Here is a 24,858-nt window from a genome sequence, read left to right as displayed (position 1 = left end):
TGATGCAATTAGACCCAAGCATTTTTAGAGAATACGACATTAGGGGGATTTTCAACAAGAATTTAAACGAGCCTTGTGTGCGCCAAATCGGGCTAGAGTTAGGCAAAATCATGGCACAAACCTGCCCCAAAGTGGCTTTAGGCTATGACGCTAGGACTCACTCGCCCATCTTATTTGAGTGGCTTAAAAGCGGGCTTGAAAACTTTGTAGAAGTTTATGATATGGGGCTTGTCCCCACGCCTGTGGCTTACTTTGCCACCTTCAATCCCATTGACAACACCCACACCCCCCACTCTATCATGATCACCGGCTCGCACAACCCCCCCAATACAATGGCTTTAAAATCACCCTAGACCAAAAGCCCTTTTACGGGCAGGCCCATCCAAGAGCTCAAAGACAAAATCTTAAAAACCCCCACGCCCTACACCCCCAAGCCCACGCCCGCCCACAAACTCCACGCCAAAGAAGCCTACCACGCTTATTTAATCAACGCCTTTTCGCATTTAAAAGACTTCCCCTATAAAATCGCGTTAGATTTTGGCAATGGGGTGGGGGCGATCGGCTTAGAGCCCGTGCTAAGGGCGCTCAATGTCAAGTTTGACAGCCTTTATGCCGCCCCCGATGGGACTTTCCCCCACCACCACCCCGACCCTAGCGAGTCTAAAAATTTAAAAGACTTGCAAGCGCACATGCAAACGCACCAAATCCCCATAGGCATCGCCTTTGACGGGGATGCGGATCGGGTAGCCTTACTCACACCTAATCACATCTATGCGGGCGATGAGTTGGCGATTTTATTTGCTAAAAGTCTCTCCAAAAAGGGCATTAAACCTTTAGTGATTGGTGAAGTCAAATGTTCGCAAGTCATGTACAACGCCATCAACGCCATGGGGCGAGCAATCATGTATAAAACGGGGCACAGCAATTTAAAGGTCAAGCTCAAAGAAACCAACGCCCACTTTGCCGCTGAAATGAGCGGGCATTTATTCTTCAACGACCGCTATTTTGGCTATGACGATGCGCTTTACGCCTGTTTGCGCCTCTTGGAGTTGTTTTTAGAACAAAGCCCCACTGCCCTAGAAGAGAGCTTAAAAACCCTGCCTTACTCGTATAAAACCCCTGAAGAAAAAATTTCTGTCGAAGAAGAGGAGAAGTTTCAAATCATTGACAAGCTCAAAGAAAGTTTAAAAGGGCGACTGCCCCAAAACTTCCCCCCCATTGTGGATTTGATCGACATTGACGGGGTTAGAGTGGTGTTTCAAGACGGCTTTGCGCTGGTGCGGGCGAGCAACACCACCCCCACCTAGTAACGCGCTTTGAAGGCAAAGATCAAGAGAGCGCACAGACCTACAAACAAGCGGTGCTCGGCTTGCTCGGCTTTTAACCGCCCAAATTGCGGGCTTTTAAATTGCGCTTGTAAAAATGCAGCCATGCTTTAAGCACAGATGCGGGCATGTGGGCTGTATTTTTAGGTTTTAGGTTTTTTGGAGCATAAAATGTTTAGCATGGTTTGCGTTTGTGCCAAAAATGTGGGCGTTAAGTCTGCTCTTGGATTTCTTGGGTTTTGGGTTTGGTTGTTAGACTTGGCACAATTTAGCGGTTTTGCACCTGAGCTACAAGGTGGGCTTAGGCTATGCAGGCGGTTAGATTTTAAACTCAGTACGGCGTTAAAATCGCTCTTAGGGCTTTCAGGCTCCAGTTTCACAAGGGGTTCTTAAAATGGGCTAGGAAAATTCTCAAGGGATCCAAGGAACTCCCTCCCCCCACAAGGGGGAGAGGGGCAAGCACAACTTAGTCTTGGTTGTTGCTGTTATTGCTGTTGTTGCTGTTATTGCTGTTATTGCGGTTGCTGCTGCTGCTGTTATTGCTATTGTTGCTGTTCCTGCTGTTGCTGCTGTTGCTGCTGTTGCTCATAACATTCTCCTTCCAAAAATTTGAAAACCCTCTAGATCAAGCTCTCGCCTAATCCTTGGTTTTCATACCGCAGACTATACCAAAACTCTTGTTTACTTTGGTAAACGAAAGTTTTTTGATGCGATCACCTAATGGGCTTAAAGTTCCTTGGCAAATGCTTTAAGTCCATTGAATAAGGACTTCGAAGTCTAATGGGTTACTGATTTACCCAGTGGTGTTTGTTAAAGCCCCAATTCTAGAGCCAGGTACTTGCCCGTGAAACTCCCCGTTTTGGCGTGGTTTTTGGCTAAAGTGGCGGGGCTGCCTACCGCCACCACCTGCCCTCCGCCACTGCCCCCCTCAGGTCCCATGTCGATGACATAATCTGCATTTTTGATGATGTCTAAATTGTGCTCGATCACGATCATAGAATTGCCCAACGCCACCAACGAGTGCAAGACATTTAAGAGCAATTGTATGTCTTCAAAGTGTAGCCCCGTGGTCGGCTCGTCTAAGATATATAAAGTCTTGCCCGTGTCCTTGCGGCTCAATTCTTTGGCAAGTTTAATGCGTTGCGCCTCCCCCCCGCTTAAAGTCGTGGCGTTTTGGCCCAGCGTGATGTAGCCCAGCCCCACGGCGTTTAAAGTCTGCAATTTGGCGGCGATTTTGGGGATTTTAGAGAAAAACTCCAAAGCCTCCTCCACGCTCATGTGCAACACATCGGCAATGGACTTGCCCTTGATTTTTACGGCTAGGGTCTGCTCGTTGTACTTGCTCCCCTTACAACTGCCACACTGCACCAGCACATCGGGCAAAAAGTGCATTTCAATTTTAATTTCCCCCTCCCCGTGGCACTTCTCACACCGCCCCCCCGCACATTGAAGCTAAAACGACTCGCGCTGTATCCGAGCATTTTTGCGTCCTTGCTTTGGGCAAAGAGCTCTCGAATGTCGTCCATCACCCCCGTATAAGTGGTAAGGTTGCTCCTTGGGGTCTTGCCTATGGGGGCTTGATCTAGGTAAATCACTTTATCTAAATGCTCCAAACCTTGCACAACCCCCACTCCCCCCGCCCTTTTTGGCGTGGTTCAACTTCTCTTGGGCGATGGGCAGCAAGGTTTGTAAAATGAGAGAGCTTTTACCGCTCCCACTCACCCCCGTCACACACACAAACTGCCTAAGCGGGATTTTCACCTGCAGGTTTTGGATGTTGTGGATAGAAACGCCCTTTAATTGCAAATAAGGCGGGTTTTTAGGCAAGGCGCGTTTCGCCCTTGTGATGTTTTTTAGCCCTTGCAGGTATAAGGCCGTGGGGTGCTTGCTTTGCAAGAGCTTTTGAACACTCCCGCTAAAGACCACCTGCCCCCCGTGCTTGCCCGCTTTAGGGCCAATATCCACAATAAAATCTGCTTGCCGGATCGTTTCCTTGTCGTGTTCCACCACAATTAAAGTGTTGCCCTTTTGTTGCAAGTTCTTTAGGGTCCGTACAAGTTTGGCGGTGTCGCGCTCGTGCAAGCCTATGCTAGGCTCATCAAGCACATACAAAACCCCGGTTAAACCGCTGCCAATTTGGCTGGCGATTCGGATGCGCTGACTTTCACCCCCGCTTAAGGTGCGCGCGTCTCGCCCCAAAGTGAGATAGCCCAGTCCCACATCCACTAAAAAAAACACCCTTTCGCAAATCTCTTTTAAAATCGGGGCGGCAATGCGCTGCTCTTGGGGGCTAAAATAAGCAAAGTGTTTAGAGTCTTGAAAAAAGGCGTGCACCGCGTTTATAGGCATGTTTAAGATCTCAGCAATGCCTAAGTTTGCCACCCGCACGGCTAAGGCTTTGGGGTTTAGGCGCTGACCCTTGCAACTGGGGCAAAGCTTTTCGCCCATATACTGACACAAGTCCTTTTTATCTTTAAACAAGTCGTAGACGATTTGAATCAGCCCCATCCACGGGCGGCTGATGGGCTGTTGTCTATAAATGAAGTCGACTTCCTTGCCATTGCCATAGAGCAAAGCCTCTTGTTGGTGCTTGTCTAGACTTTCAAAAGGGCTGTTTAAGTCTAGCCCATTTGTGGCGCAAAAACCCTCGAACAAAGCGCTGTAATAGGCACTGTTGTAAAAAACTCTTTTCATGTCTGCGATGGGCAAATGAAAGTCTAAGAGTTTTTGCAGATCTAAACTCACCTTCGCCCCAAGCCCCGCACACTCATCACAAGCCCCCCTAGGCGAATTAAACGAAAAGCTCACGGGTTCTAAGGGCTCAAAACTCACTTTGCAAGCAAAGCAGGCTAAATGCTCGCTGTAATGGCGGGTTTTATTCGTGTCTAAGTCCAACACCTCCACCCGCCCATAGCCTTCAGCCAGTGCCCGCTCTAAGGCACTGGAGAGTCTTGCCTGGTTGCCTGCACTCACTTCAAGGCGATCGGCCACGGCTTTAATGCTGTGCTTTTTATTCTTTGCCAGTTCTAAGGGCTCATCTAGGCGGGTTAACACCCCGTCAATTTGCGCCCGCACAAAGCCCTTTTGGCGTAGCCCTTGTAAAATGTCGTTAAAATGCCCTTTTTTGTTGTCTACAAGGGGGGCTAGAATTAAAACCTTGCGCCCCGCACACTCTTGCAAGACTTGGGCGATGATGTCGCTAGCTTGCATGGACGCGACCGGCGTGCCACACAAGTGGCAGTGTTGCCGCCCGACTCTCGCAAAGAGTAGGCGTAAATAATCGTAAATCTCTGTAGTGGTGCCCACCGTGGAGCGGGGTTTTTAGAAGTGGTTTTTTGATCAATGGCGATGGCGGGGATGAGCCCCTCAATTTTGTCTACGGCGGGTTTACCTACCTTGTCTAAAAATTGTCTGGCGTAACTAGAAAGCGATTCTAAATAGCGGCGCTGCCCTTCAGCGTATAAAGTGTCAAAAGCGAGCGTGGATTTGCCCGAACCGCTAAGCCCCGTAAAGACGATGAATTGGTTTTTGGGGATTTCCAGGTCAATGTTCTTTAAATTATTTTCTTTAGCGCCGTGGATTTTAATGCTGTTTGGCAAATGCAACTCTTTTTTGGTAAGATAGCGGGCTATTATACTTAAATTCTTGGGGGGGCGTGCAATAAAAAAAGATAAAATTCTTGTTTTATGAGTTTAAACATGCTATGATTGTGCTCTAATTTCACTTTTTATGATGAACTTTAAAGGATTGCGATGAGAAAGTTTTTACTAGGTGTGCCCCTAGCCTTCGGGGTTATGGGGAGTTTAGCGGCCGAAGAAAACGGGGTTTTTATTGGGGCGGATTATCAAATCGGACAGGGCAGGATGAATACGAACCTATATAATGTAAAGGGCGACTACCCTCCCGGCACGGGTCCTGATTACAAAAACTGGCAAGGCACCAATGTTAGTTGGCATGCTAAATACGCCAATGGGGCGATGAATGGCTTTGGGATTTTAATTGGGCAAAAATTCTTCTTTAAAATCCCCCATGCCAAAACCAAATGGCTGGGCGTGCGCTACTACGGCTTTTTAGACTATGGCTTTAGCGACTTGGGACCGCAATACAGCAAGGTGGGCTATGACCAAAATGTCCGCTTGAGCATGGTCGCCTATGGGATCGGGGCGGACATCATGGGCAACTTCATCGACCGCAAGAATGCGAGCGTGGGTGTGTTTGCGGGCTTTGCCATCGGGGGGAACGCGTGGCAGGTCAATGCCGCCACTTTAAACGCGTGGAAAGCCGCCATTTTAGCCCAAGCCTCTAATTCTAACCTCTCAGGTCTGCCCCACCACGGCAATTTCAATGTGTGGTTGAACTTCGGCTTTAGGACCAATCTTTACAAACACAATGGTTTAGAGCTTGGCATTAAAATCCCCATGCTCGTCAATCCCTTCTTCCCCTCCAAAAGTACGAACACAGCAGGGTATTATTACAGCTTGAAGCGCGACTACTCCGTGTATGTGCGCTATCTCTACACTTTCTAGGCTAGCTTAGGGGGTCTTTGTAAAATTTTAATGAGCGTGGTGAAAAGCACCCCCTCAAAGACCGCCGCTAGCAAAAACGCATAGTAAGTTTCTTCATTGATCGCCCCCACCCTTAGCCCCACGCTGGCGGTGGTTACTAAGAAAGTTAAGGGCATGGACGCGCTCATGGCAAACATGGCCGTGTTTTTCACGCTTTTTAACTCCCCCTTAAACACAGCAAAACTACTAAAAAGGTGCAAACTTGCCATGCACGCCATAACTAAGGCGGCGTGGGTGAGAAACCTAGGATGGCTTAAGATCAAGTGCAAATCCAAAGTCGAGCCGACATGGATAAAAAATAGGGGGACAAAGAAACCAAAGCCGATGTCATTGAGCTTGTCGAAGAGTTCGTGCTTGTGGGGGAAAAAGGTCGAAATGAGCGTGCCGGCTAAAAATGCCCCCAAAACGAGTTCTAACTTCAGCCACGCCACAATCCCCACCAAGAGAAAAAAGAGCATGAGCGCAAAACGCATGTCTTGATTTGCCTCATTGCTTGGCATGATGAAGGCTTTAAGTCTAGGAAACCACCAAAACAAGACCCTAAAGGTGCGTACCAAGCGCGCCATGATGAGTAAAAAGGCGAACAAAATCCCCAAAACCTTCGCTAAATCCGCCCCCAGTCCGTGCAAGTAAATCCCATCCACGACCACGAGCAAAATGATGCTGGTAAGCTCACCGAGCACCCCCACTTTGAGCACAAGAGCCAGCCAAGCCTTGTCCTTGCCATAGTCGCGCACGAGTGTCATGATCATCCCCAAGCTCACAATAGGCAAAGCGATGATGTAGAGGGCGGGCAGGTGTGCGCTTAGGGTGATCGTGCTAGATAGGGCATAGAGAATCCCAAAGTAGCTTAGGATTTTTTGCAGCAGGGGGCGATCCATTTGTTTAAAGACATACAAATCCACCTCCATGCCACACAAAAACATCAAAAACAAAAACCCCACTTCAGCCAGCGCGCTAAAGCCCTCATTGGGTTTTAACAGCCCGAAGTAAACCCCCAAAGTGCCTAAAATGATCTCCAGCACCGCCACGGGCATTTTCAACAACCGACTCGCATAGGGGGCTAAAACGATCAAGGGCGTGATGGCGACCAAAATAAACAAATCGTGCATTAGGTCAGCCCCAGTGCTCTAAGCACGGCCTGCGGGTAAAGCCGATGCTCTAGGGCATGCACCCTTTGGGTGTAGCCTGCTAAGCTCTCCAAAGGCTCTAGGTTTAAACGCTCTTGCAAAATCAGCTCCCCACTATCTAGCTCCTCACTCACCCAATGCACGCTCACGCCTAGCCCGCTTTGGCTTTGAAAACTCCTTTCTAGGGCTCTTGCCCCCTTGTGCCTTGGCAAAAAAGAGGGGTGGATGTTTAGGGCTTTAAAGTGGGCTAGAAACTTTGGGCTTAAAATTTTATTGTAGCCGGCACATAAAATTAAAGCACAGCCCTTAAAAGCACAGATAAAATCCTCTTCTGTGCCTACGATGCAGGGCATGTTGAGTTTTTGGCAACGCTTTAATCCTCCTGCTTTGGGGTTGTTTGTGGCGCACAACACGACTTCTAATTTGACAGGCGTGTCTTGTTGCCAATAGACTCGTTGGTGCAATGTCTCCACGAGGTTTTGCAAATTAGAGCCCACGCCGCTAAATAAAATGCCTAAGTGTAAAGAGTGCATGCCGGGCATGTTAGCATGTTTTCTTAAGGGGGCAAAAGCCCCCATTTTGCTATACTAGGGGTTTATCTTGCAACTGGAGTTTTAATGTCCCAAAAACACACTTTCCAAACGGAGATCAACCAACTTTTGGATTTGATGATCCACTCCCTTTATTCCAATAAAGAGATTTTTTTAAGAGAGCTCATCTCTAACGCCTCCGATGCCCTAGACAAGCTCAACTATATGGTGATCAGCGATGAGGCTTATAAATCCCTAGAATTTCGTCCCCAAATCAGCTTGAGCTTTAACGAAAAAGCCAAGAGTCTCACGATCGCTGACAATGGCATTGGCATGAGCGAGGAAGAGCTCATCTCCAATCTAGGCACGATCGCCAAGTCCGGCACGAAGAGCTTCTTAGCCAACTTGAGTGGCGATCAAAAGAAAGACAGCGCGCTCATCGGGCAGTTTGGCGTGGGCTTTTACTCAAGCTTTATGGTCGCAAGCAAAGTCGTGGTGCAGAGCAAAAAGGCTTTGAGCGAAGAGGCTTTTGCGTGGGTGAGCGATGGCAAGGGTTCTTATGAGATCAGCCCCTGCGTGAAAGAAAGCTTTGGCACAGAGATCACGCTGTTTCTCAAAGACGAAGAGGCGCAATTTGCCAACCGCTGGGAGATCGAGCACATCGTGAAAAAATACTCCGAGCACATCCCCTTCCCCATTTTCTTAAGCTACACCGAAACTAAAAGCGAGGGCGAGGGCGAGGCAAAAAAGGAAGTTACAGAGGACAAATGCACCCAAATCAACAGCGCCAAAGCCCTTTGGCGCATGCCTAAAACTGCGCTCAAAGACGAGGACTACAAAGAGTTTTATCAAAGTTTGGCGCACGACAACAACGCCCCTTTAGCGTGGATACACAATAGGGCTGAGGGGGTGCTCGAGTACAACACGCTTTTTTACATCCCCAGTGTCGCCCCTTTTGACATGTTTCGGGTGGATTACCAATCAGGCGTGAAACTCTATGTCAAGCGGGTGTTCATCACCGACAACGATAAAGAACTCTTGCCCCAATATTTGCGTTTTGTGCGGGGGATCATTGACAGCGAAGACTTGCCCCTAAATGTAAGCCGTGAGATTTTGCAACAAAATAAAATCTTAGCCAACATCAAAAGCGCATCCACCAAAAAGATCCTAGCCGAGATTGAGAAACTGAGCCAAAATAGCAAAACTTATGAGAAGTTTTATAGCCAATTTGGGCGGGTCTTAAAAGAGGGCTTGCACAGCGACTTTGAAAATAAAGATAAAATTTTAGACTTGTTGCGCTTTACCAGCTCTAAAAGCGAAAAACCCCTGTCGCTCAAGGAGTATAAAGCCAGCATGCCCGCCGCACAAAAGAGCATTTACTACATGGTCGGCGAGAGTTTAGACCTGCTTAAAGCCTCTCCCATTTTAGAGAAATACGCCCAAAAGGGCTTTGATGTGCTCTTGATGGGCGATGAGGTGGATGCCTTTGTGATGCCCGGGGTGAGTGAGTACGACAAAACCCCCTTTAAGGACGCGAGCAGCAGCGAAACCTTGAAAGAGTTGGGGCTAGCAGAAATCAGCGCAGCGGAGAAAGAGGAATTTAAGGGCGTTTTAGAGGCGTTTAAAGAGGCGTTGAAAGATGAGGTCAAGGAGGTTGCGCTGTCTAAAGATTTAAATTCGGCGGTGGCTCTTGTGGGCGATGAGCAAAACGCCATGATGGCCAATTTAATGCGCCAAATGGGCCAAAGCGTGCAAGAACAGCCTAAAACCCTAGAGCTCAACATCGGGCATGCCATCATCCAAAAACTCAAAGGCGTGGAGGACAACGCCCTTTTAGCCGATGTGGCGCACCTGCTCTTTGACAGCGCAAAACTCTTAGAAAACGGGGCCTTGAAAAACGCCAAAGCTTTTAACGACCGGCTCAGCGCCACGATTTTACGCGCCTTTTAATGCGCCTTGCCCCCTTGCTCTTGTGCTTGCCCTTGTGCGCTAAGTCCTTGAGCGTTGCTAGCGATGTCGGCAATCAAGAGGGGTTCTTAGACTTTTTGGGCTTTGCCATCGCACAAGACACGGGGCTTAAAATCCTTTGGCAACCTTTAAGGGACACCAAACGCCTTTGTGGGGTGTCTGCCTATTTGGTTTCTAAAAGTGCGCTGGGCACGAGGCATTTTTTTAAAAACAAGAAAGCCATCCCCCTTTTTAAAGAAAACTTTGTGCTTTTAGGCGACTCTGAACTTGCCCCGCTCTTTAAAGACAAAAGCCCTAAAGCGGTGCTCTTAGAACTTGCCCGCCCTGCCCTAGCCAAACACCTAAAAATTATCCGCACACATTTAACTCCCTACAAAAACACGGACTTAGTCTTAATGAGCGAGAGGCTGTATTTACAAAAGGCACAAACCCTAAGCGTGCTTTACAAGCCCCTAAACATGCACTATTTTTGGCTCAACCCTTGCCACAAAAAGGACGCACAACCTATCTTAAAATGGCTACAAACCCATAAAGAGATTTTTACAGATTTTCGCATCAACTACCAAAACATTTTCACCCCCCTAGAGGACGGAGCGCATGATTGAATTGATTGTTTTAGACTTTGGGAGTCAATACACCCAGCTTGTCGCACGGCGGTTGCGTGAAGTGGGCGTTTATACCGAGATTTACCCCTACTTTACCCCCGCTAAGGACATTTTAGCCAAGAACCCCAAGGGTCTTATTTTAAGCGGGGGTCCGGCAAGCGTGTATGCCAAAGACGCTTACCGCTGTGCCCCCGAGTTGTTTGACACGGATTTACCCATGCTCGGCATTTGCTATGGCATGCAACTTTTAGTGGATACCTTTGGCGGGGCGGTTGTGCCTGCCAAAGCCCAAGAATTTGGCAAGGCGCATTTAGAGCTCTTAGAGCCACACCCTTTATTAGAGGGCGTGGAAAATGCAAGCGTGGTGTGGATGAGCCACGCCGATAAAGTGGAGAGTTTGCCCCCTGATTTTAAAACCCTAGCCAAGAGCGCGAACGCCCCCTTTTGCGCCATCGCGCACAGCACCAAGCCCCTTTTTGGCTTACAATTCCACCCCGAAGTGGTGCACAGCACACAAGGGGCGCAAATCTTAAAGAACTTTGCGTTGAAGATTTGTGGGTGTAGCCCGTCGTGGAACATGCACGCTTTTGCCACACAAGAGATCGCCAAAATCAAAGAGCAGGTCGGCAAGGATAGAATTTTATGTGCCGTGAGTGGGGGTGTGGATTCGAGCGTGGTCGCCAGCTTGTGCTACAAGGCGGTGGGGGCGCAAACGGAAGTGGTGTTCGTGGATCACGGGCTTTTGCGTTTAGGCGAAAAAGAGCAAGTGGTCCAAATGTTTGCGGATTTAAAAATCCCCCTGCATGTGGTCGATGCCTCTGATTTGTTCTTAGAGAGGCTAAGGGGGGTGAGCGCGCCTGAAGAAAAACGCAAAATCATTGGCTGGACTTTTATCGAGGTCTTTGAAAAAAAGGCAAAAGAATTAGAACAAGGGGGTAAGATCAAGTATTTGGCGCAAGGCACGCTTTACCCCGATGTGATCGAGTCGGTGAGCGTGAAGGGCCCTTCTAAGGTGATTAAGTCGCATCACAATGTGGGCGGACTGCCAGAAAGAATGGACTTTGTGCTCTTAGAGCCTTTAAGGGAGTTGTTTAAAGACGAGGTGCGCGCACTTGGCGCACAGCTAGGCCTGCCTGAGAAGATGCTCAAACGCCACCCCTTCCCCGGCCCAGGTTTGGCGATTCGCATTTTAGGGGCTGTGGGTTATGACAGCCTAGAGTTAGTCCGCCAAGCCGATCATATTTTTATCCAAGCCTTGCACGAGGCAAAACTCTACGACTCGGTGTGGCAAGCCTTTTGCGTGCTTTTAAATGTGCATTCTGTGGGGGTGATGGGCGATAACCGCACCTATGACAACACGCTAGCCTTAAGGGCGGTGTGTGCCAGCGATGGCATGAGCGCGCACTTTGCGCCCCTGCCCTTTGACTTCTTAGAGAGTGTGGCCAATCAAATCATCAATGAGGTCAAGGGGATCAACCGGGTCGTGTATGACATCACTTCTAAGCCCCCGGGGACGATTGAGTGGGAATAGCCTTAAAGGGGGTCTATGCCTTGAGCGATGAGGTTTTAACCCCCTATGATCAATTGCCCAGCATGTTAGAGTGCGCCATACAAGGGGGGGTTAGGCTCTTCCAGCTAAGAGATAAAACGCATAGCGATGGCGACTTGCTCCCCCTGGCCAAAGACTTAGCCCAAATATGCACGAAACACGAGATAGGTTTTATCATCAACGACCGCCTAGAGCTTGCCCTAGAGTGTCAGGCTTACGGCTTGCACTTAGGGCGTGAAGACACCCCTTTAAAAGAAGCCCGCACGCATTTTAAGGGGGTGATCGGGGTGTCTTGCTATGGCGATTTAGACAGAGCCAAAGAGGCCCAAAACTTGGGGGCGGATTATGTCGCCTTTGGGGCGTGCTTTGCCTCGCCTACCAAGCCCAAAGCCCCCACCATTGCCAAAGAAGTTTTTACCCAAGCGAGGGCGTGTTTAAACCTGCCCCTTTGTGCTATCGGCGGGCTCACCCCTAGCAATATCCCCACTCTGCCCCCCCTTGATTTAATCGCGGTGATCTCTAGCTTATGGCTAGGCGACATCACCCAAAACGCCAAAGCCCTCAAGAAAGCGATGGGGGCTTAAGTCTAGGGGGTTGTAAAAAAGAGGGGGGAGTGCTTAAATCACAATCTTTTTTTAATGTGCCCAAATCTTGCTAATTTCCCCTCTTATTCACGCTTTATTCACGTGTTATTCACATGTTTGGCACATGCGCGAATGCCCATGTACACGGGGTTTGTCAAGGGTTTTTAGAGCTTTAGGCACATGCATGTGAAAAGTTTAGGCACATGTTTTGTGCCCATGTGCTTAAAGTGATGTGAAAATGTGCCTAAAACGCCCCAAAAACCTGTTTTTTAGGCGTGTTTTCGCCCCCTTTTTTCATTTTTTTGTGCCGCTATGTGCCTGAAAGTGATTTTTTTCCCGAGCCAGCAAGCCCGCTCACAGCGGGGTTAGCAAGGCTTTTGGCACAAATTCACATGCCCTACTACTATGACTAAAATATATTAAGATCATGGGCTTTTGCCAAACAAGAGTATAAATGCAAAATGGCTCGGTGAATGTTGGGTTTAGTTTGGGCGGTTTGAAGACAACTTGCGTTATAATCACCACTTCTATGGCATGAGTGGTTGCCTCTTTTGGGCTCTTGGCAAACGGCTAGAGTTTTCTAGATCGTGGGAAAAAGCGTAGTTTCAGCTGCGTTTTGGGAATAGGAGAAACGGGTGCACTCCGGAAAGGAGGCACACCATGCGATTATTGCTAATTCTAGCGGTTATAGTGGCCCTGAGCCAGCCACTACACTAAACCTTTAGTGATCCGGGGATGACCCCGGGGGAGGTTGTTCGCCTCCCTCCGCCGGGATTATTGTGCCATAGTTGCCTTAATAGTTAGCTTACAAAACTTATAAATTTTAAATTTTCGATTTTAAGAGTGGGTAGGGGTGTTTAAACCCCTTTAAACTTTGATAAAGTTTTTAGTGTATTGCCTAAGTCAAGGGCAAACGCGCAGCGTTTGCTTCCCCTAGCTTTCAAACTAGGAGTCAAACACCGTTAGGGTTAGTTGCTTTACGCTCAGTTTTACCCTTAAAGCAGGGGCAATCACCCGAGCTTTTGCGCTTAAGGCTCACTTGTAAACCTAAAACGCTAATTTTATCAAAAGCGTTAGACTTAAGATTTTTGCAAATGCTACGCATTTGCTCCCTTAATCAAGACAGGCTAGCCCCATTAATCAATCTAAATCTTTAACCCCTAGATTTTTAACCCCCCTTAGCTCCTCCTCTAACGCCCGCACAAAGCCCTCATTCTTTTTGCCTAGCACGCTAAAGGTGCTGAGGATGTGCCTAAATTGCTCGGAGGTTAGGGGGTAAATCTTTGTGGCAATGAGAATGTCTAACTGGGCTCTTTTTTGGACGAGTTGCTCGGGGGTTTTGGGCACACTTAAAGGGGCTAAAGCGTGTAAGCCTTCGTAAATGCTGCCTTGGGGTTTTTTAGTGGCGCGCAGTAGGTCGGTGAAGTGGGCTTGAGTGTCGTGGAAAAGTTGGCACTCTAGGGCAAGTTTAGCCACTTGTAGATAACTTGGGGTGGTTAGGATTTCTTGGGTGGTGGGCTGGGGCATAGGGAGTTGCATAAGGTAGATTTTAGACATGTTGATTTGGGTTAAGTGGCGTAGGTAGTAGTCAATCACTAAAGAGTTCAACAGCCCTAAAGCGAATAGCACCCTTAAAAGGGGGATAGGCTCTATGCCCTTAGCGGTGTAGTTGTAGGGGACGCTCAAATACATACTATACCCGGCGGTGCAATGTGGGGGCAATAGCGACATGATTAAGCTCCGCTCGTTGGTGTCGCTGGCAATGCCACGATACCCTAGCCTAAAATACCTGTGCTCGTGGGTGATCTCGCCTGTGTAGCCCGCCTTTTGGGCTCGGCTTAATTCTTTGCTCGCTAAACGCTCTTCTAGGGCAACCTTTAGCACCTCGTAGCGGGGGGGGGCAAACTCAGCGTTAAACTGGTGTATGTGTTTGCCCTCCAAGAGTAAAAAAGTTTCGGGCTTGGGCTCGGGCGGGGGCGTTTGCGATGCTTTTTTGCCTTTTTTGGGCGTTTGCGAAAGCTTCGCTTTCGTGGGTATACCCGTGTGCGGGTGGGTCGCCCACTTTTGCCCGATGGGCGTGAATAGGTCGCTATCAGCGGTCATGTGTAGCTCAGCTCTAAAGTCCAGCCAGTTCTTATTTAGTCTAGGGTAGCTCAAGTTTTCTAGGATGTCTAGGATTTCTAAATCTAGGGCGGTGCGGATTTCTTTTAGGGACTTTTTGGGGCTGTTTAAGACGCTGGCTAGGGGGACTTGCAAGGCGGGGGGCTTTAAGTCCTCTAGGCTGGTAGCGTAAAAGCGGGCGTGGATACAGGGCTGGTCTTTTGTGCCCTCTATGGTGGGGTAGTGGTTTGGCTTAGCGTGGATACACACTAGGGCGAATTTAAAACAGCTATGCACGCCTTTAAAAATCTTTTGGCGGTTTTCAAAACTCTCAAAGCTCTCTAGGCTGTGCTGGGTTAAAAGGTGTTCTCTCAAGGCTAAAGAGCCCTCTTCAAACATTAAGGCACTGGGCACGACAAGGCACAAACGCCCGCTAAGCAAGCCCAAATTGCGCTCCACAAAAAAGCGGAAGAGATTGCTATCCCCCGCTCCCTTGTTTAGGGGGTAGCGGGCTTTGTAGTGCTCGGTTAGGGTTTTGGCGTGGGCTTGCTCTTTTTCTAGCTGGGCTTGTAGGCTCTTGTCCTTAGCTTTGGCGTTTTCTTGGGCTAGGCGTTTTTCTTGGGGGCTTAGGCGGCAGTAGTTGTCTATCAAGGGGGCGAAAAACTGGGCTTCGTCAAATTTGGTTTTCTCCCATGGGGGGTTGGTGGTGATGGCACAAAAGCCTTGAAAATTGCCCTCAGTGTCGGTGCAATCGGCAAATTCTAAATCGTAGTGGAAAAATCTAAATTCGTGGGCTAGGGCTTGGACTTTGTGGCGGACTTTAGCGTAGGGGTCGCCTTGTTTTTGTAGCTCGGGCTTGGTGCGCTCACTTGGGGCTAGCAACATTTCTAAATCTAGACTGGCTAAACCCTCGCCCGTTTCACGCCACTCGTTGCAATCTAGGCTCTCTAAGCCCTGCTTGGTTTCACGCCACTCTTGCAAGGCTTTGGGGTCTTTGGGGACTTGGGGGTCTTTAAAGGCACTGGACTTGATGAAATTGTCGGCGGTGTAGTAGTCTAAAAAGAGTTTGAGCCTCTCTAGTTTGGGCGTGATTTGGTGGTAGTAAAGGTGTTTGGATTTTTCTATGTCGGGGGCGGTGGTATCAGGGGTGTTGGCAAGGGTGCTAAAGCTTTTTTGCAAGTCCTCTAAATCGCCTTGTAAATTTTGCGTGAAAAGTAGCCCTTGTGCTTGTTGTTTATACCACGCCTCGAACTCTTTTAGGCTCGCTCCCATTAAAGCGTCTCCGCATTTGATGTGGTGCTCTAAAAAGCTTAAAGGCGTGCCAAAGATGAAGCTGTCGATCCATAGGGATAACTTGGCTAACTCCACGCTAAAGGGGTTTTTATCCACGCCGTAAATCATTTTCTTTAAGAGAAAACGGCGTAACACCTCGTATTCGTCTGGGGTGTGGTCTTTTAGGTATTTTTGGATTTCCTTTGTGATATTCTCTCTTTCTACCTCAAAGTCTGTCTCAAATGCCTCAAGTTGTTTTTCAGCTTCGGGGCTTAGGACGATGTTCTCGATGTCCTCCTCTTTAGAGTCGCCCTTTTTCTTTTTAAGAGCTCGTAAAAAGCCTAATGCCTTTTGGCTCACTTGGTGCAAACCCTCCACTAAGAACGCCCCACTCCCGCAAGCGTTGTCTAGGATTTTAAAGCCATTGAGATTTTCGGGGGTTAGGTCTTTTAGGGCAAGTTGGACTAGGTGTTGGGTGATTTCTTGGGGGGTGTAGTAGCTCCCGCTGGCTTTTCTGGAGTTGTTGTTGTTTTTAAAGCAAAGGTCGCCTTTGTGGTAGGTGGTGAAGTTGCCTTTTGTCGGCTTGGTGGGGGTGAAGGTGGCGTTTTGCTCGGTGCTTAAATAGAGTTCTTGGGGGGCGATGATGAATTTAAATTCTAAGAGATTTTCATACACCCGCCCGAGTTGAGGCACGCCTAAGTTGGTGTAGTCGCGTTTGGTGTCGCCAAAGTAGAGCAACTGGGCTAAGATTTGATGCAATTCTTGGTCGCTTAAGATTTGCCCGACTTCAAAAAGGGCGGTTTTGCTGGGGTCAAACAGCCCGCCGTTAAACACGGGCATTTTGTAATTGCGGTTGCCCTCGTTGTAAATTTTAAACAGGTCTTCTAGAGCTCCCATGCCGCTAAAACTCTCGGGGTCTTGGTCGGCACTGAGTTGTAAAATGCGTTCCAAGCTCAAATATTTTTTAAAGTCCTTACGTTTGGCTTTGAGCATGGTTTCGTATTTGTCCTCAAAGTAGCCGATGAAGAGCAATCTAAAGATGAAGTAAAGGGTGTTTTCAAAGATTTCTTGGGGGGTGGCTGTGGGGTTTCTTTGGTATAACGCCACGCCGATTTGCTCAAAAATGGGAGCGGTGTCTGTGCGGGCGAAAATCACCCGCTCTAAGTCCTCCCTCTTGGCGGTGATGGCTTTTTCTTCGGTGTCTTTGATTTCTTGGGTGTTTTCAGCGAAGTTCTTGGCGTTGAAAAGGTGGTAAAAGAGCTCGAAGGCTTGCTGGGCTTGTTGGCTAAAAAGTTGGGGGTTTAGCATGCCCTCTAGGTCAAATTCTAAATACGCCTTGTCTTTGGTGCGTTTGTGGGTGTCATAAAATCTCCACAGCTTGCCATTGGTTAAAAAGCCGTGCTTTTTGTCTAGGGTGTTTAGGTAGTTTAGGATTTGGTGGTGGGGGTTGTCTTGCACCTTGCGGGTGTCTAGCTCTTGGCTGGGCTTTTTGCTCTCGGCGATGACGCTAAAGCCTAGATTTTCGTGGCGTTGGGCTTTGTCTAGGGCTTGGTAGCTTTCTAGCTCACTAGGGCTAGCAAATAACAAGAAGTCTGGTTTTAGGCTCTTGCCTTGAAAAACCTTTTCTTCTTGGCGTAAAAATTGCCAGCCTAGAATTTCTAGGACTTTTGAGATGAAGTTGTCCTCTAATTGGTGCTCGTTGTCGCTTTGCTTGGCTTGCTCTAATTTGGGGCTTAGGGCTTTAATTTTTGCTAGGGCTTCTTGCATTTCTTGTTTGTGGCTGTCAAAGGCGTAAATGCGGGCAAATTCTCTTAAAGTCTGGGGGGTGTAAAGGGTGTTGGTGGCGAAGGTGGGGGTTTTTGGATGTCGTTGGTCTTCTAGGTCGGACATAGTTTACGCTTTCGGTTGGGGTTAGAACAATCAAGGGGTATTGTAGCGTAGTTTGGAAAAGTAGTTTGGGAAAAGGGGACAAGGGACGGTTGGGTGGTTTTTGGGTGGAACTTATGTAAATGCTAAAAATAGATTTTTAAAGTTTAAAAAAGGAGGTCGAGGCAGCACCCCCCCTGGTTAATCTTAGTGCAATAACTCCGTTTGCACGCCATAGAGCAGGTGGTCAAATAAGTGCCAGTGCTGGGTGGAGAAGCGGTATTGCGTGTGCATGAGTTGGCGGATTTGTTCGATCACTGCACTATCCACAAGCAACACCACTAAAGTTTTGTTGTAGCGGGCGAGGGAGACTAGGGTTTTTTCTTTGTAAACTTGGGGGCTGTCTATGGCCTTGTCGATGGTAAACAGCAGGACATTGCGCAGGTGCTCGGATTTTAAGTGGTGTGCGCTCAAGGCTTGGCTTAGGCGGTTGTAAAGGGCGAAGGTGAGTTGGCGTCTAGCGTTGAAGTAGGCGCTCTCTCTAGCATCTTCGGGGGTTTTTGCACCGATGTCGCTCACCCCATAGCCCACCAAAAAATGCCCGCTTGTGTGTATGGCGGCACTCTTGGGTTTAGGGGCTGGGTGGGGGTGTTGGGATTGTGTGTGTGGTTGTGGCTGGGGTTGGTGGGCTTGGGATTTTGCTTCCGGTTTAGGCTGGGGTTTTGGTTCTGGTTTTTCCTGGGATTTTGGTTTTTCCTGGGATTTTGGTTTTTCTTGGGGTTTTGGTTTTTCTTGGGGTTTTGGGGGTGGTGTGTTTAGCTTGTTATCCAAAGCGTTCATTTTGCGCTCGTTTGTGGCTACGGCGTTTTTAAGCTGCTCAATTTGTTGCTCTAGGGCGCGAGTCTCTTTGGCTTGCTCTTTGGCTTGTTTACTGGGTTTTTCTTTTTTTGTGGTGGAGGGGTGGTGTCGGGGTCCGCGCTTTGGTACACACTGCAACCCAAAAACACAGACCCACACAGCATCCCCGCTAAAATCGCTTTCTTTGACAAAATAGCCCCTTGACTTTAAAATAAATAGGCATTATAGCACAGAATAAAACATGCTAGAATAGGGTTTATTTTTCAAAGGAGTTTTTATGGGAAGTAAAGAAGCGAAAGATTTAGAACACCGATGGGATTTGAGCGCGCTTTTTAAAGACCAAGAAGCCTTAGACAAGCACTTGGCCGCTTGGGATAAAAAGGTCGCAAGCTTTGAGAAAAAGCATGCGGGCAGTTTTGCCAACATAGAGCCTGAAAAGTTTGGGGACATTTTGGCAGAGTATGAAACCTTGAGTGAGGGCATTTCGCGCGCGATGAGTTATGTCTTTTTGATTTTCTCTGTGGATGCCAAAAGGAGCGACCTTTACGCCAAATACCAACTCTTGTGCGCCGACATGGGCAAGCATTTGCTCTTTGTGGAAAACGAGTTTTGTGCCCTAGATAGTGAAAAGCAAGAAGCGTTGATCGCCGCCACACCCAAATACGCCTATTACATGCGCCTGCTTTTGCGCCAAAAGCCCCATATGTTGAGCTTGCCCGAGGAAAAGGTGCTCTTAGCCACTTGTGGCGTGGGCGTGGAGGCGTTTTCGAATTTGTTCGATCAGGTCATCACTTCCTTAAAAATGCCCTTCCAAAATAAAATGCTGAGCGAAGAGGAGATTTTATCTGAGCTGCACAACCCTGATAGGAAACTACGCAAACAGGCACAAAAGGCCTTGACGAAGTCGTTAAAAAAACAGGAGTTGGTGCTGACCTATGTGTTAAACATGGTGCGCAAAGACTTACACATTGACACCAAATTAAGGAATTACGAAAAGCCCGAAACCTTTAGGCATTTATCAAACCAAATCCCGCAAGCCAGCGTGGACAGCATGATCGAGATTGTGCAGGAGCACTACCCCCTCGTGCACCGCTACTACAAAAGCAAGGCAAAAATCCTGGGCTACAAGCTCAAAGACCACGACCGCTACGCCCCCATTGAATCCAAAGAAGCCCCGTTAAGCTACAAAGAAGCCCTAGATTTGGTGTGCAAGGCGTATAAGGAGTTTTCACCCAAGTTCTATGAGATCGTGCAACAAGGCATTGATGGAGGGTGGGTCGATTCGCACCCTAGAGCCGACAAAAGGGGCGGGGCGTTTAGCGACAGCACGGTGCCCAGCGCACACCCCTTTGTGCTCTTAAACTTCACGGGCAACCGCCGCTCCGCCTTCACCATCGCCCACGAGTTTGGGCACATGATCCACCAAAGCCTAAGCCGTCAAGTAGGCTATTTAAACACCAACACCCCCCTAACCACGAGCGAAACCGCCTCTGTCTTTGGGGAAATGCTTTTGTTTGAAAACCTTAAAAAAGACCTAGATAAGAAGGAACTTAAGGGGATTTATGCGGGCAAGTTAGAAGACATTTTTTCGACCATGTTTAGGCAGGTGGTGATGACGAACTTTGAAAGGCGTATCCACCAATGTGGGGAGCATTTTGAGGAGTTGAAGACCAAGGACTTTGACAAGATTTGGCAAGAGGAAAATGAAAAGATGTTTGGCAAGAGTTTGAAGCTTAGCAAGAATTACGCCCGCTGGTGGAGTTATATTCCCCACTTCATCCACTCACCCTTTTACTGCTACTCTTACAGCTACGGGCAGTTGTTGGTTTTGGCACTCTTTGGGCTTTACCGCTCTAAAAAGACGCAAAAAGAGAAACAAGAATTTGTCGACACCTACACGACCTTTCTAAGCAAGGGGGGTAGCCAAAGCCCTGAAGAGTTGGTGGGCATGTTTGGTTTAAACATTGCCGATAAAGAATTTTGGAAAATCGGCATGCAGGAAGTGGAAAAGATGCTCAAGGAATTTGAGGACTTGCTTTAATGGATATTTTGCAAAGATACAAGGCAATGACAAACCAACATTGTTTGGATTGCCTGTCTTTCTTGCACCAAACCCACACCCATTTTAGTGTCTTCTGTGCCCTAGAGCATGTGCGCTTCGATCCCCCCATCCCCGAGGAACAAATTGCCGACTTTGGCTCTTTTGTGCTCTTTGTGCTGGCGGGCTACACCTTTGAAAGCTTGAAAATTGCCAAAGACCCCCCCCATATTAGCTTTGAGGCGGGGCTAGGGGACAACTTTGAAACCACCGTGAGAATCGCGCTTGAAGGGGTCGTGCAAATCATCGTTAAGGACAGAAACGACTCCAATGTGGTGCTCTTTAACCGCTGCGATCCGCACAGCATTTTTGCCGACAGCACCGCTGAGGCCCTGCAAAGCTCGAAGGACGCAATTTTATCCGACCCTAGAAATCAAGAAACCATCGCCACTTTACAGAAAGAACCTTAAATGAGTCTACTCACCTTAAAAATCCGCGTCTTTAAATTCAACCCCAAGCTGGATTACAACCCCGCCTATGTGCTTTACAACGTGGAGTATAGACCCGATGGGTGTTTAAAGGAAGTGTTAGAGAGCATTCCCGACCTTGCCTACGATTCACGCATTTGGGGCTCAAGATCAACCAAATCGCGGTGTTTGAGAATTTAGAACTCAGCGCGCTCATTGCCCGTTTTGGCAAAGAGTGGGTGCTGGAGCCTTTAGCCATTGCTTATGCTAAGCAAGATTTGCTTTTAAATGAGGAGGCATTGTTAGAGCCTTATGCCAACTTTTTTAAAAGTGCGCCTTTTTTAACCAAGGAAGAGAGGGCAGAGCTTGCCAAATACACGAACATCAACACCCTAACACCCAAAGAGCATGCGGGCTACTTTGGGGATGGGTTTTTCTTGTACGCCAAGTGGCTGATGGGGCGTTATCCGCACAGAAGCCCCGAGATTTTAAGCAGCATTGCCGACAAACAGCATGGCGTGATGCACTTTGTGCCGCTCAAGCACCGCATTTACCCCGAAAGTGATGCCCTCGATCTTGAGATTTATGGCCTGCAACAAATGCTGCTCAATGACTCTAAATGCCCGCTTGCCAATAACCCGTGGGCCAAACTTGGCAACATTGTCTACAATTTCCCTAAGCCCGATGCGAGCAAACAAGCCCCCTACTTGCTCTACACCGCCTACCCCCAAACCTATAACTTCGCCCCCCTGCTTATGAGCACACGCCTCTTGCTGCAGAAGTTGAACCTGCACTTTGTGGAGTTGCCCTGTGTTTTTGATGGCGGGCATTGGGGGCGTTTGGCGGATTTAGAAAAGTTTTTAAGTGCCAACGCCTATAACCTTGCTTTGGCGCATAAAGTTGGAGGGGTCTTGCTGTGTGCTGAGGAGGACGTTTACCAAAACGCCACCTACACCAAAGCCCTGCTGGGTAGCGAGCCTAGCCTATTAGAGAGCGTCAATAACAGCCTTGCCGCCTATGACTTAAGTTACAGCCCCAAAGCGCAGGTGGTCTTTTTAAACGACTTGTTGGCAAAAGAAGTCTTGCAGCTTGAGCCCATCACCCCCTTTAAGGGCTTTAGTGCCGTGTGGTTTAAAGAGAGCGCACAAGAACACCCCGCTCTCTTAAGGTGGCTAAATCTGCACACGCACAGCCCCCTTTTTAGCAAAGAGTCTTACGCCCACTTGCTAGACATTGACCGCGAAATGGCACTCAAGGAGTCGGCGCGCATCCGCTATGCGGGCATTGACCTAGGCGTGGATTTTTTAATGGTGGATGCGCTCAGCCAGTTCCATATGTTTGACACCCTAGCCGCGCAAGGCTCAAGCGCCTACCAACGCGACCACGATAGCACGAGCGCGCTGTTTCTGCCCCAAGTGGTGCTTTTGGCATTGGGTGAGAGGGACATGAAGGCGTTAGGGTTAGACAGCCACAAAAACGCCTTTAACTTCTTATAAAGGGGTTTGATGAAAACGGGGCTAAAACTTCTCTTCGCCATAGCGCTGGGTTTAGCATGGTACATTGTCAATGGCGAAACTTCGGGAGATTTAGCCCTGATGATTTTCTTTTTTGTGGCCTTTTTATTACTCATCAAGCCCATATCCTTTCAACCCCCCGAAAAACGGGAAGACTACATACAACAACTCAAAAGGAGCTACGAGCGCAAAATGGATTTACGGAAGAAAGAGAGAGAAGAGAAGCGGCGTTTGAGCCAAACTGTCAACGAGCGGGACTTTAAAAAACGCGACAGCAACACGAGTTTGCTTTAATGTTGGAAATGGTGTTGATTGTGGGGGTGGCGGTGGTGTTGATCTATTTATACTACACCTTGCAAGAGTATTTGAAAAATCCGCTTAAAAGCCCTCCCGAGCCCAAAAAGCAAGAGTTTAGCCCGCCTGAACCCCACGCCCTACCCACGCCTCTAGACACACTCAAAAATAGCGAGGCGGGGTTGTTTGCGGCTCTAATGGGGGTGTTTAGTAAACACATCAAAGAAACTCCCTTGAGCCTTGCTTTAAGCCAAGTGTTTTTACAAGACTTAAGCCAAGTGTTTAACAAGGATATAGAACCGCTCACCGACATTTACAAAGAAGCGGACCGCCCGCTTGAAGAGCTCTGTAACGAGCTATCAAGTCTCGCGCATGGGGAGTATAAAAAGCGGGTGAAGTGGGTAGAGCTCTTGTTCGTGCTCGCCTACAGCGATGGGGTGTTGGGGGCTGAGGAAAAGGAAGCCCTGCTAGACATCGGCGCATTTTTGGGGCTAGAGAATGCCGATTTTAACCAACTTTACGAGGGCTTTGCAGGCTTGACATTTGAGCCATTGGAGAGTCTAGAAGTGGCAGATTTTGAGGGTTTTAAGATGCAAGTGCAAGAAAAACATCTAGATTTATTTAACCCTAAGAACTGGAATAAAAGCTACTTGCCAGATCGTATGCTAGAGTTGTGGCAACTTCTTAAAAATCCACAAAGCGGGAATTGAAAATTTTAAAATAGCTTTGTAAACAAAAAGAAAACATGTTAAAATATCCCTTTATTTTTTATGAAGGAGAAATGGCGGTGAAGAAAACCTTAGTTTGGTGTGCCCTAGCGTGCAGTGGCGTGGAGGGGCTAGAGTTTGGCGAAATGGGGAACACCAGCTTTGGCATGGGGGGCGGGCGTACTTTGAAAACTCCGCTTGGGGGCTGTATTACAACCCCGCCTTGCTAGACATGGACGATCGCACTAAATTGGGCTACAGCTTTGGCATGGGCGTGCGCGATAAAAATATCTTGCCTTTAGCCTCCAGTGCTTTGCAGGGCTTTAGTCTAGATGATGTCAGCCAAATGGCAAGCCAACTTTCTCTATCGGACATGCAAAAGTTTTTAAGCGGGGGGAGCATCAGCGTGGATGCCAACCAAAGTCCAGAAGCTAGGACACTTGTCGATGCGGGCAACGCCTTAAAAGACTTTTTGGGTTTAAACGGCTTGCATCTCAATTCTCAAAATGGCATCGTGGTGCAATTTAGCCCCAAAGTTAAAAAGGTTAAGGGCTGGATTGGGTCGTTTGGGGTGGGGATTTTTGGCAGTCTTTTTGCGGGGGCAAGTGGGGTGGCTGACCCACGCTACAACCAAATCATTTTACCCATTTCTGTAGGTGGGTACAATATTTACGCAGGCGCACAAATCAACCCCAACAGCATCACCTTCCAACAAAGCACCCAAGGCGCGTATTTAAATTCTTCTTTACTTTCTCCCAACGCCAACAACGCTTTAAGGGTGCAGGCTCTTGGTATAGGCAGTGTGCCGATCGGCTACGCTAAGGGCTTTGACTTAAAAAAGGCGGGGCGAATCTCTGTGGGCGTAACCTTTAGGTATCTATACACCTTGAGTTATGGCTTTGGGGTGAATGGGGGTGGGAGTGCTTTTTTACACAGAGCCGAACAATTGGTGGACAATTTCTCTTTTAGCATGCAAGACATGGTGCGCCAAAGCCACTTTGGGCTGGATTTGGGCGGGGCTTACCGCATCAAGGGCTTTACGGTGGGGCTTGTGGGCAAATACTTAAACGCCCCCAAAATCCGCTACGCTTATCTACCCAGCATGCGAATCGATCCGCAGGTGCGGCTAGGGCTGGGCTATCGCTGGAAATGGCTCAATTTGGCGATGGATTTTGACTTGACTTCCAATAAAATGCTGATGTTGGATAAACGCAGCCAAATGATTGGTGGGGGTGATGTTTAATTGGAAGTGGTTTGGCTTAAAACTGGGGTACTATGGGCAATGTGGCTAAAGAGGGCTTGCACCAAGGCGTGATTTTAACGGGGGGGATACGCCTATTCAAGGTGATCGACATTTCTGTGCAATCGAGCCTACAAATGGTGGCTTTAGGGGGCGCAGGAGCACAAGGACTGCTAGGCAGCCTTTCTCATCTTAAAATCCCCAATTACCTTGCCATGCGCATAGGCGGGGGCTGGGAGTGGTAGC

At 48.4% G+C, this 24,858-nt stretch carries 23 protein-coding genes and 1 pseudogene; 15 read left to right on the top strand and 9 right to left on the bottom strand.

All coding sequences use genetic code 11. From position 1 onward, the window contains the following. Positions 1 to 2 precede the first annotated feature (2 nt). A pseudogene (locus tag QUE23_RS00985) lies at positions 3 to 1,384 on the top strand (phosphomannomutase/phosphoglucomutase). An 84-nt stretch (positions 1,385 to 1,468) separates the two neighbouring features. On the opposite strand, the gene QUE23_RS00980 reads toward QUE23_RS00985, so the two are convergent. Further along, positions 1,469 to 1,705, bottom strand: coding sequence for a hypothetical protein (locus QUE23_RS00980; RefSeq protein ID WP_286348856.1), 237 nt, complete (start codon positions 1,703 to 1,705; stop codon positions 1,469 to 1,471). Positions 1,706 to 1,797: 92 nt separating this feature from the next. On the opposite strand from QUE23_RS00980, the gene QUE23_RS00975 reads away from it, so the two are divergent. Next, positions 1,798 to 1,938, top strand: coding sequence for a hypothetical protein (locus tag QUE23_RS00975; protein ID WP_286348855.1), 141 nt, complete (start codon positions 1,798 to 1,800; stop codon positions 1,936 to 1,938). A 197-nt stretch (positions 1,939 to 2,135) separates the two neighbouring features. Here QUE23_RS00975 and QUE23_RS00970 read toward each other — a convergent pair whose 3' ends face one another. Genes QUE23_RS00970 through QUE23_RS00955 form a run of 4 tightly spaced genes read right to left on the bottom strand, consistent with a single transcriptional unit; the run spans position 2,136 to position 4,924 of the window. Then, complete coding sequence (locus QUE23_RS00970; protein ID WP_286348854.1) at positions 2,136 to 2,717, bottom strand: ATP-binding cassette domain-containing protein; 582 nt, start codon at positions 2,715 to 2,717, stop codon at positions 2,136 to 2,138. Continuing rightward, the gene (locus QUE23_RS00965; RefSeq protein ID WP_286348853.1) at positions 2,645 to 2,956 is read right to left on the bottom strand and encodes a DUF1360 domain-containing protein; all 312 of its coding nucleotides are present in this window, start codon (positions 2,954 to 2,956) and stop codon (positions 2,645 to 2,647) included. The genes QUE23_RS00970 and QUE23_RS00965 overlap by 73 nt, the downstream gene beginning before the upstream one ends. Next, positions 2,922 to 4,535: a UvrA family protein gene (locus tag QUE23_RS00960; RefSeq protein ID WP_286348852.1), complete on the bottom strand. Its 1,614-nt coding sequence runs from the start codon at positions 4,533 to 4,535 to the stop codon at positions 2,922 to 2,924. Before QUE23_RS00960 ends, QUE23_RS00965 begins: the two co-directional genes overlap by 35 nt. Further along, on the bottom strand, positions 4,475 to 4,924 hold the full coding sequence (locus QUE23_RS00955) for a hypothetical protein (RefSeq protein ID WP_286348851.1): 450 nt from the start codon (positions 4,922 to 4,924) through the stop codon (positions 4,475 to 4,477). Before QUE23_RS00955 ends, QUE23_RS00960 begins: the two co-directional genes overlap by 61 nt. A gap of 153 nt (positions 4,925 to 5,077) precedes the next feature. Here QUE23_RS00955 and QUE23_RS00950 point away from each other — a divergent pair, with 153 nt between their 5' ends. Continuing rightward, a complete protein-coding gene (locus QUE23_RS00950) occupies positions 5,078 to 5,851 on the top strand; it encodes an outer membrane protein (RefSeq protein WP_286348850.1) in 774 nt (257 codons plus the stop codon). Here the strand turns inward: QUE23_RS00950 and QUE23_RS00945 are convergent. Together QUE23_RS00945 and QUE23_RS00940 are read right to left on the bottom strand one after the other, a co-directional pair. Further along, positions 5,848 to 7,002, bottom strand: coding sequence for a cation:proton antiporter (locus QUE23_RS00945; protein WP_286348849.1), 1,155 nt, complete (start codon positions 7,000 to 7,002; stop codon positions 5,848 to 5,850). The two genes, QUE23_RS00950 and QUE23_RS00945, sit on opposite strands and share 4 nt — an antisense overlap. Then, positions 7,002 to 7,598, bottom strand: a complete 597-nt coding sequence (locus tag QUE23_RS00940) for a formyltransferase family protein (protein ID WP_286348848.1) — start codon at positions 7,596 to 7,598, stop codon at positions 7,002 to 7,004. Before QUE23_RS00940 ends, QUE23_RS00945 begins: the two co-directional genes overlap by 1 nt. Positions 7,599 to 7,637: 39 nt before the next feature. Between QUE23_RS00940 and htpG the strand changes: the two genes are divergently transcribed. From htpG to thiE, 4 genes are read left to right on the top strand one after another with little or no spacing between them, the layout of a single operon-like run. Next, positions 7,638 to 9,500 carry a molecular chaperone HtpG gene (gene htpG, locus QUE23_RS00935; RefSeq protein ID WP_286348847.1) on the top strand — a complete coding sequence of 621 codons (1,863 nt, stop codon included), beginning with the start codon at positions 7,638 to 7,640 and terminating at the stop codon, positions 9,498 to 9,500. Next, positions 9,500 to 10,123: a hypothetical protein gene (locus QUE23_RS00930; protein WP_286348846.1), complete on the top strand. Its 624-nt coding sequence runs from the start codon at positions 9,500 to 9,502 to the stop codon at positions 10,121 to 10,123. Before htpG ends, QUE23_RS00930 begins: the two co-directional genes overlap by 1 nt. Beyond that, positions 10,116 to 11,654 (top strand): glutamine-hydrolyzing GMP synthase, encoded by a 1,539-nt coding sequence (guaA, locus tag QUE23_RS00925; RefSeq protein WP_286348845.1) that lies wholly within the window; start codon positions 10,116 to 10,118, stop codon positions 11,652 to 11,654. The genes QUE23_RS00930 and guaA overlap by 8 nt, the downstream gene beginning before the upstream one ends. After that, positions 11,645 to 12,256, top strand: coding sequence for a thiamine phosphate synthase (gene thiE, locus QUE23_RS00920; protein WP_286348844.1), 612 nt, complete (start codon positions 11,645 to 11,647; stop codon positions 12,254 to 12,256). Before guaA ends, thiE begins: the two co-directional genes overlap by 10 nt. Positions 12,257 to 13,396: 1,140 nt before the next feature. Here the strand turns inward: thiE and QUE23_RS00915 are convergent. After that, positions 13,397 to 17,518: an Eco57I restriction-modification methylase domain-containing protein gene (locus tag QUE23_RS00915; RefSeq protein ID WP_286348843.1), complete on the bottom strand. Its 4,122-nt coding sequence runs from the start codon at positions 17,516 to 17,518 to the stop codon at positions 13,397 to 13,399. 183 nt (positions 17,519 to 17,701) lie between these two features. After that, entirely contained in the window at positions 17,702 to 18,490 is a 789-nt protein-coding gene (locus tag QUE23_RS00910; protein WP_286348842.1) for a hypothetical protein, read from the bottom strand. A 139-nt stretch (positions 18,491 to 18,629) separates the two neighbouring features. Here QUE23_RS00910 and QUE23_RS00905 point away from each other — a divergent pair, with 139 nt between their 5' ends. The 8 genes from QUE23_RS00905 (at position 18,630) to QUE23_RS00870 (ending at position 24,857) form a co-directional block, all read left to right on the top strand. Next, positions 18,630 to 20,393, top strand: coding sequence for a M3 family oligoendopeptidase (locus tag QUE23_RS00905; RefSeq protein WP_286348841.1), 1,764 nt, complete (start codon positions 18,630 to 18,632; stop codon positions 20,391 to 20,393). Continuing rightward, entirely contained in the window at positions 20,393 to 20,860 is a 468-nt protein-coding gene (locus tag QUE23_RS00900; RefSeq protein WP_286348840.1) for a hypothetical protein, read from the top strand. The genes QUE23_RS00905 and QUE23_RS00900 overlap by 1 nt, the downstream gene beginning before the upstream one ends. After that, positions 20,861 to 21,058, top strand: a complete 198-nt coding sequence (locus QUE23_RS00895; RefSeq protein WP_286348839.1) for a hypothetical protein — start codon at positions 20,861 to 20,863, stop codon at positions 21,056 to 21,058. After that, positions 21,016 to 22,353 (top strand): DUF5644 domain-containing protein, encoded by a 1,338-nt coding sequence (locus QUE23_RS00890; protein ID WP_286348838.1) that lies wholly within the window; start codon positions 21,016 to 21,018, stop codon positions 22,351 to 22,353. Before QUE23_RS00895 ends, QUE23_RS00890 begins: the two co-directional genes overlap by 43 nt. 9 nt (positions 22,354 to 22,362) lie before the next feature. Next, complete coding sequence (locus tag QUE23_RS00885; protein ID WP_286348837.1) at positions 22,363 to 22,665, top strand: hypothetical protein; 303 nt, start codon at positions 22,363 to 22,365, stop codon at positions 22,663 to 22,665. Beyond that, positions 22,665 to 23,375, top strand: coding sequence for a TerB family tellurite resistance protein (locus QUE23_RS00880; RefSeq protein WP_286348836.1), 711 nt, complete (start codon positions 22,665 to 22,667; stop codon positions 23,373 to 23,375). The genes QUE23_RS00885 and QUE23_RS00880 overlap by 1 nt, the downstream gene beginning before the upstream one ends. Positions 23,376 to 23,472: 97 nt before the next feature. Continuing rightward, positions 23,473 to 24,615, top strand: coding sequence for a conjugal transfer protein TraF (gene traF / locus QUE23_RS00875; protein ID WP_286349466.1), 1,143 nt, complete (start codon positions 23,473 to 23,475; stop codon positions 24,613 to 24,615). A 32-nt stretch (positions 24,616 to 24,647) separates the two neighbouring features. After that, positions 24,648 to 24,857: a hypothetical protein gene (locus QUE23_RS00870; RefSeq protein WP_285652956.1), complete on the top strand. Its 210-nt coding sequence runs from the start codon at positions 24,648 to 24,650 to the stop codon at positions 24,855 to 24,857. The last annotated feature ends 1 nt before the right edge of the window (position 24,858 follow it).

Origin of the sequence: Helicobacter felistomachi (assembly GCF_030296895.1) — a bacterium.
Classification (GTDB): Bacteria; Campylobacterota; Campylobacteria; order Campylobacterales; family Helicobacteraceae; genus Helicobacter; species Helicobacter felistomachi.
This window is presented reverse-complemented; position numbering and strand designations above follow the sequence as displayed.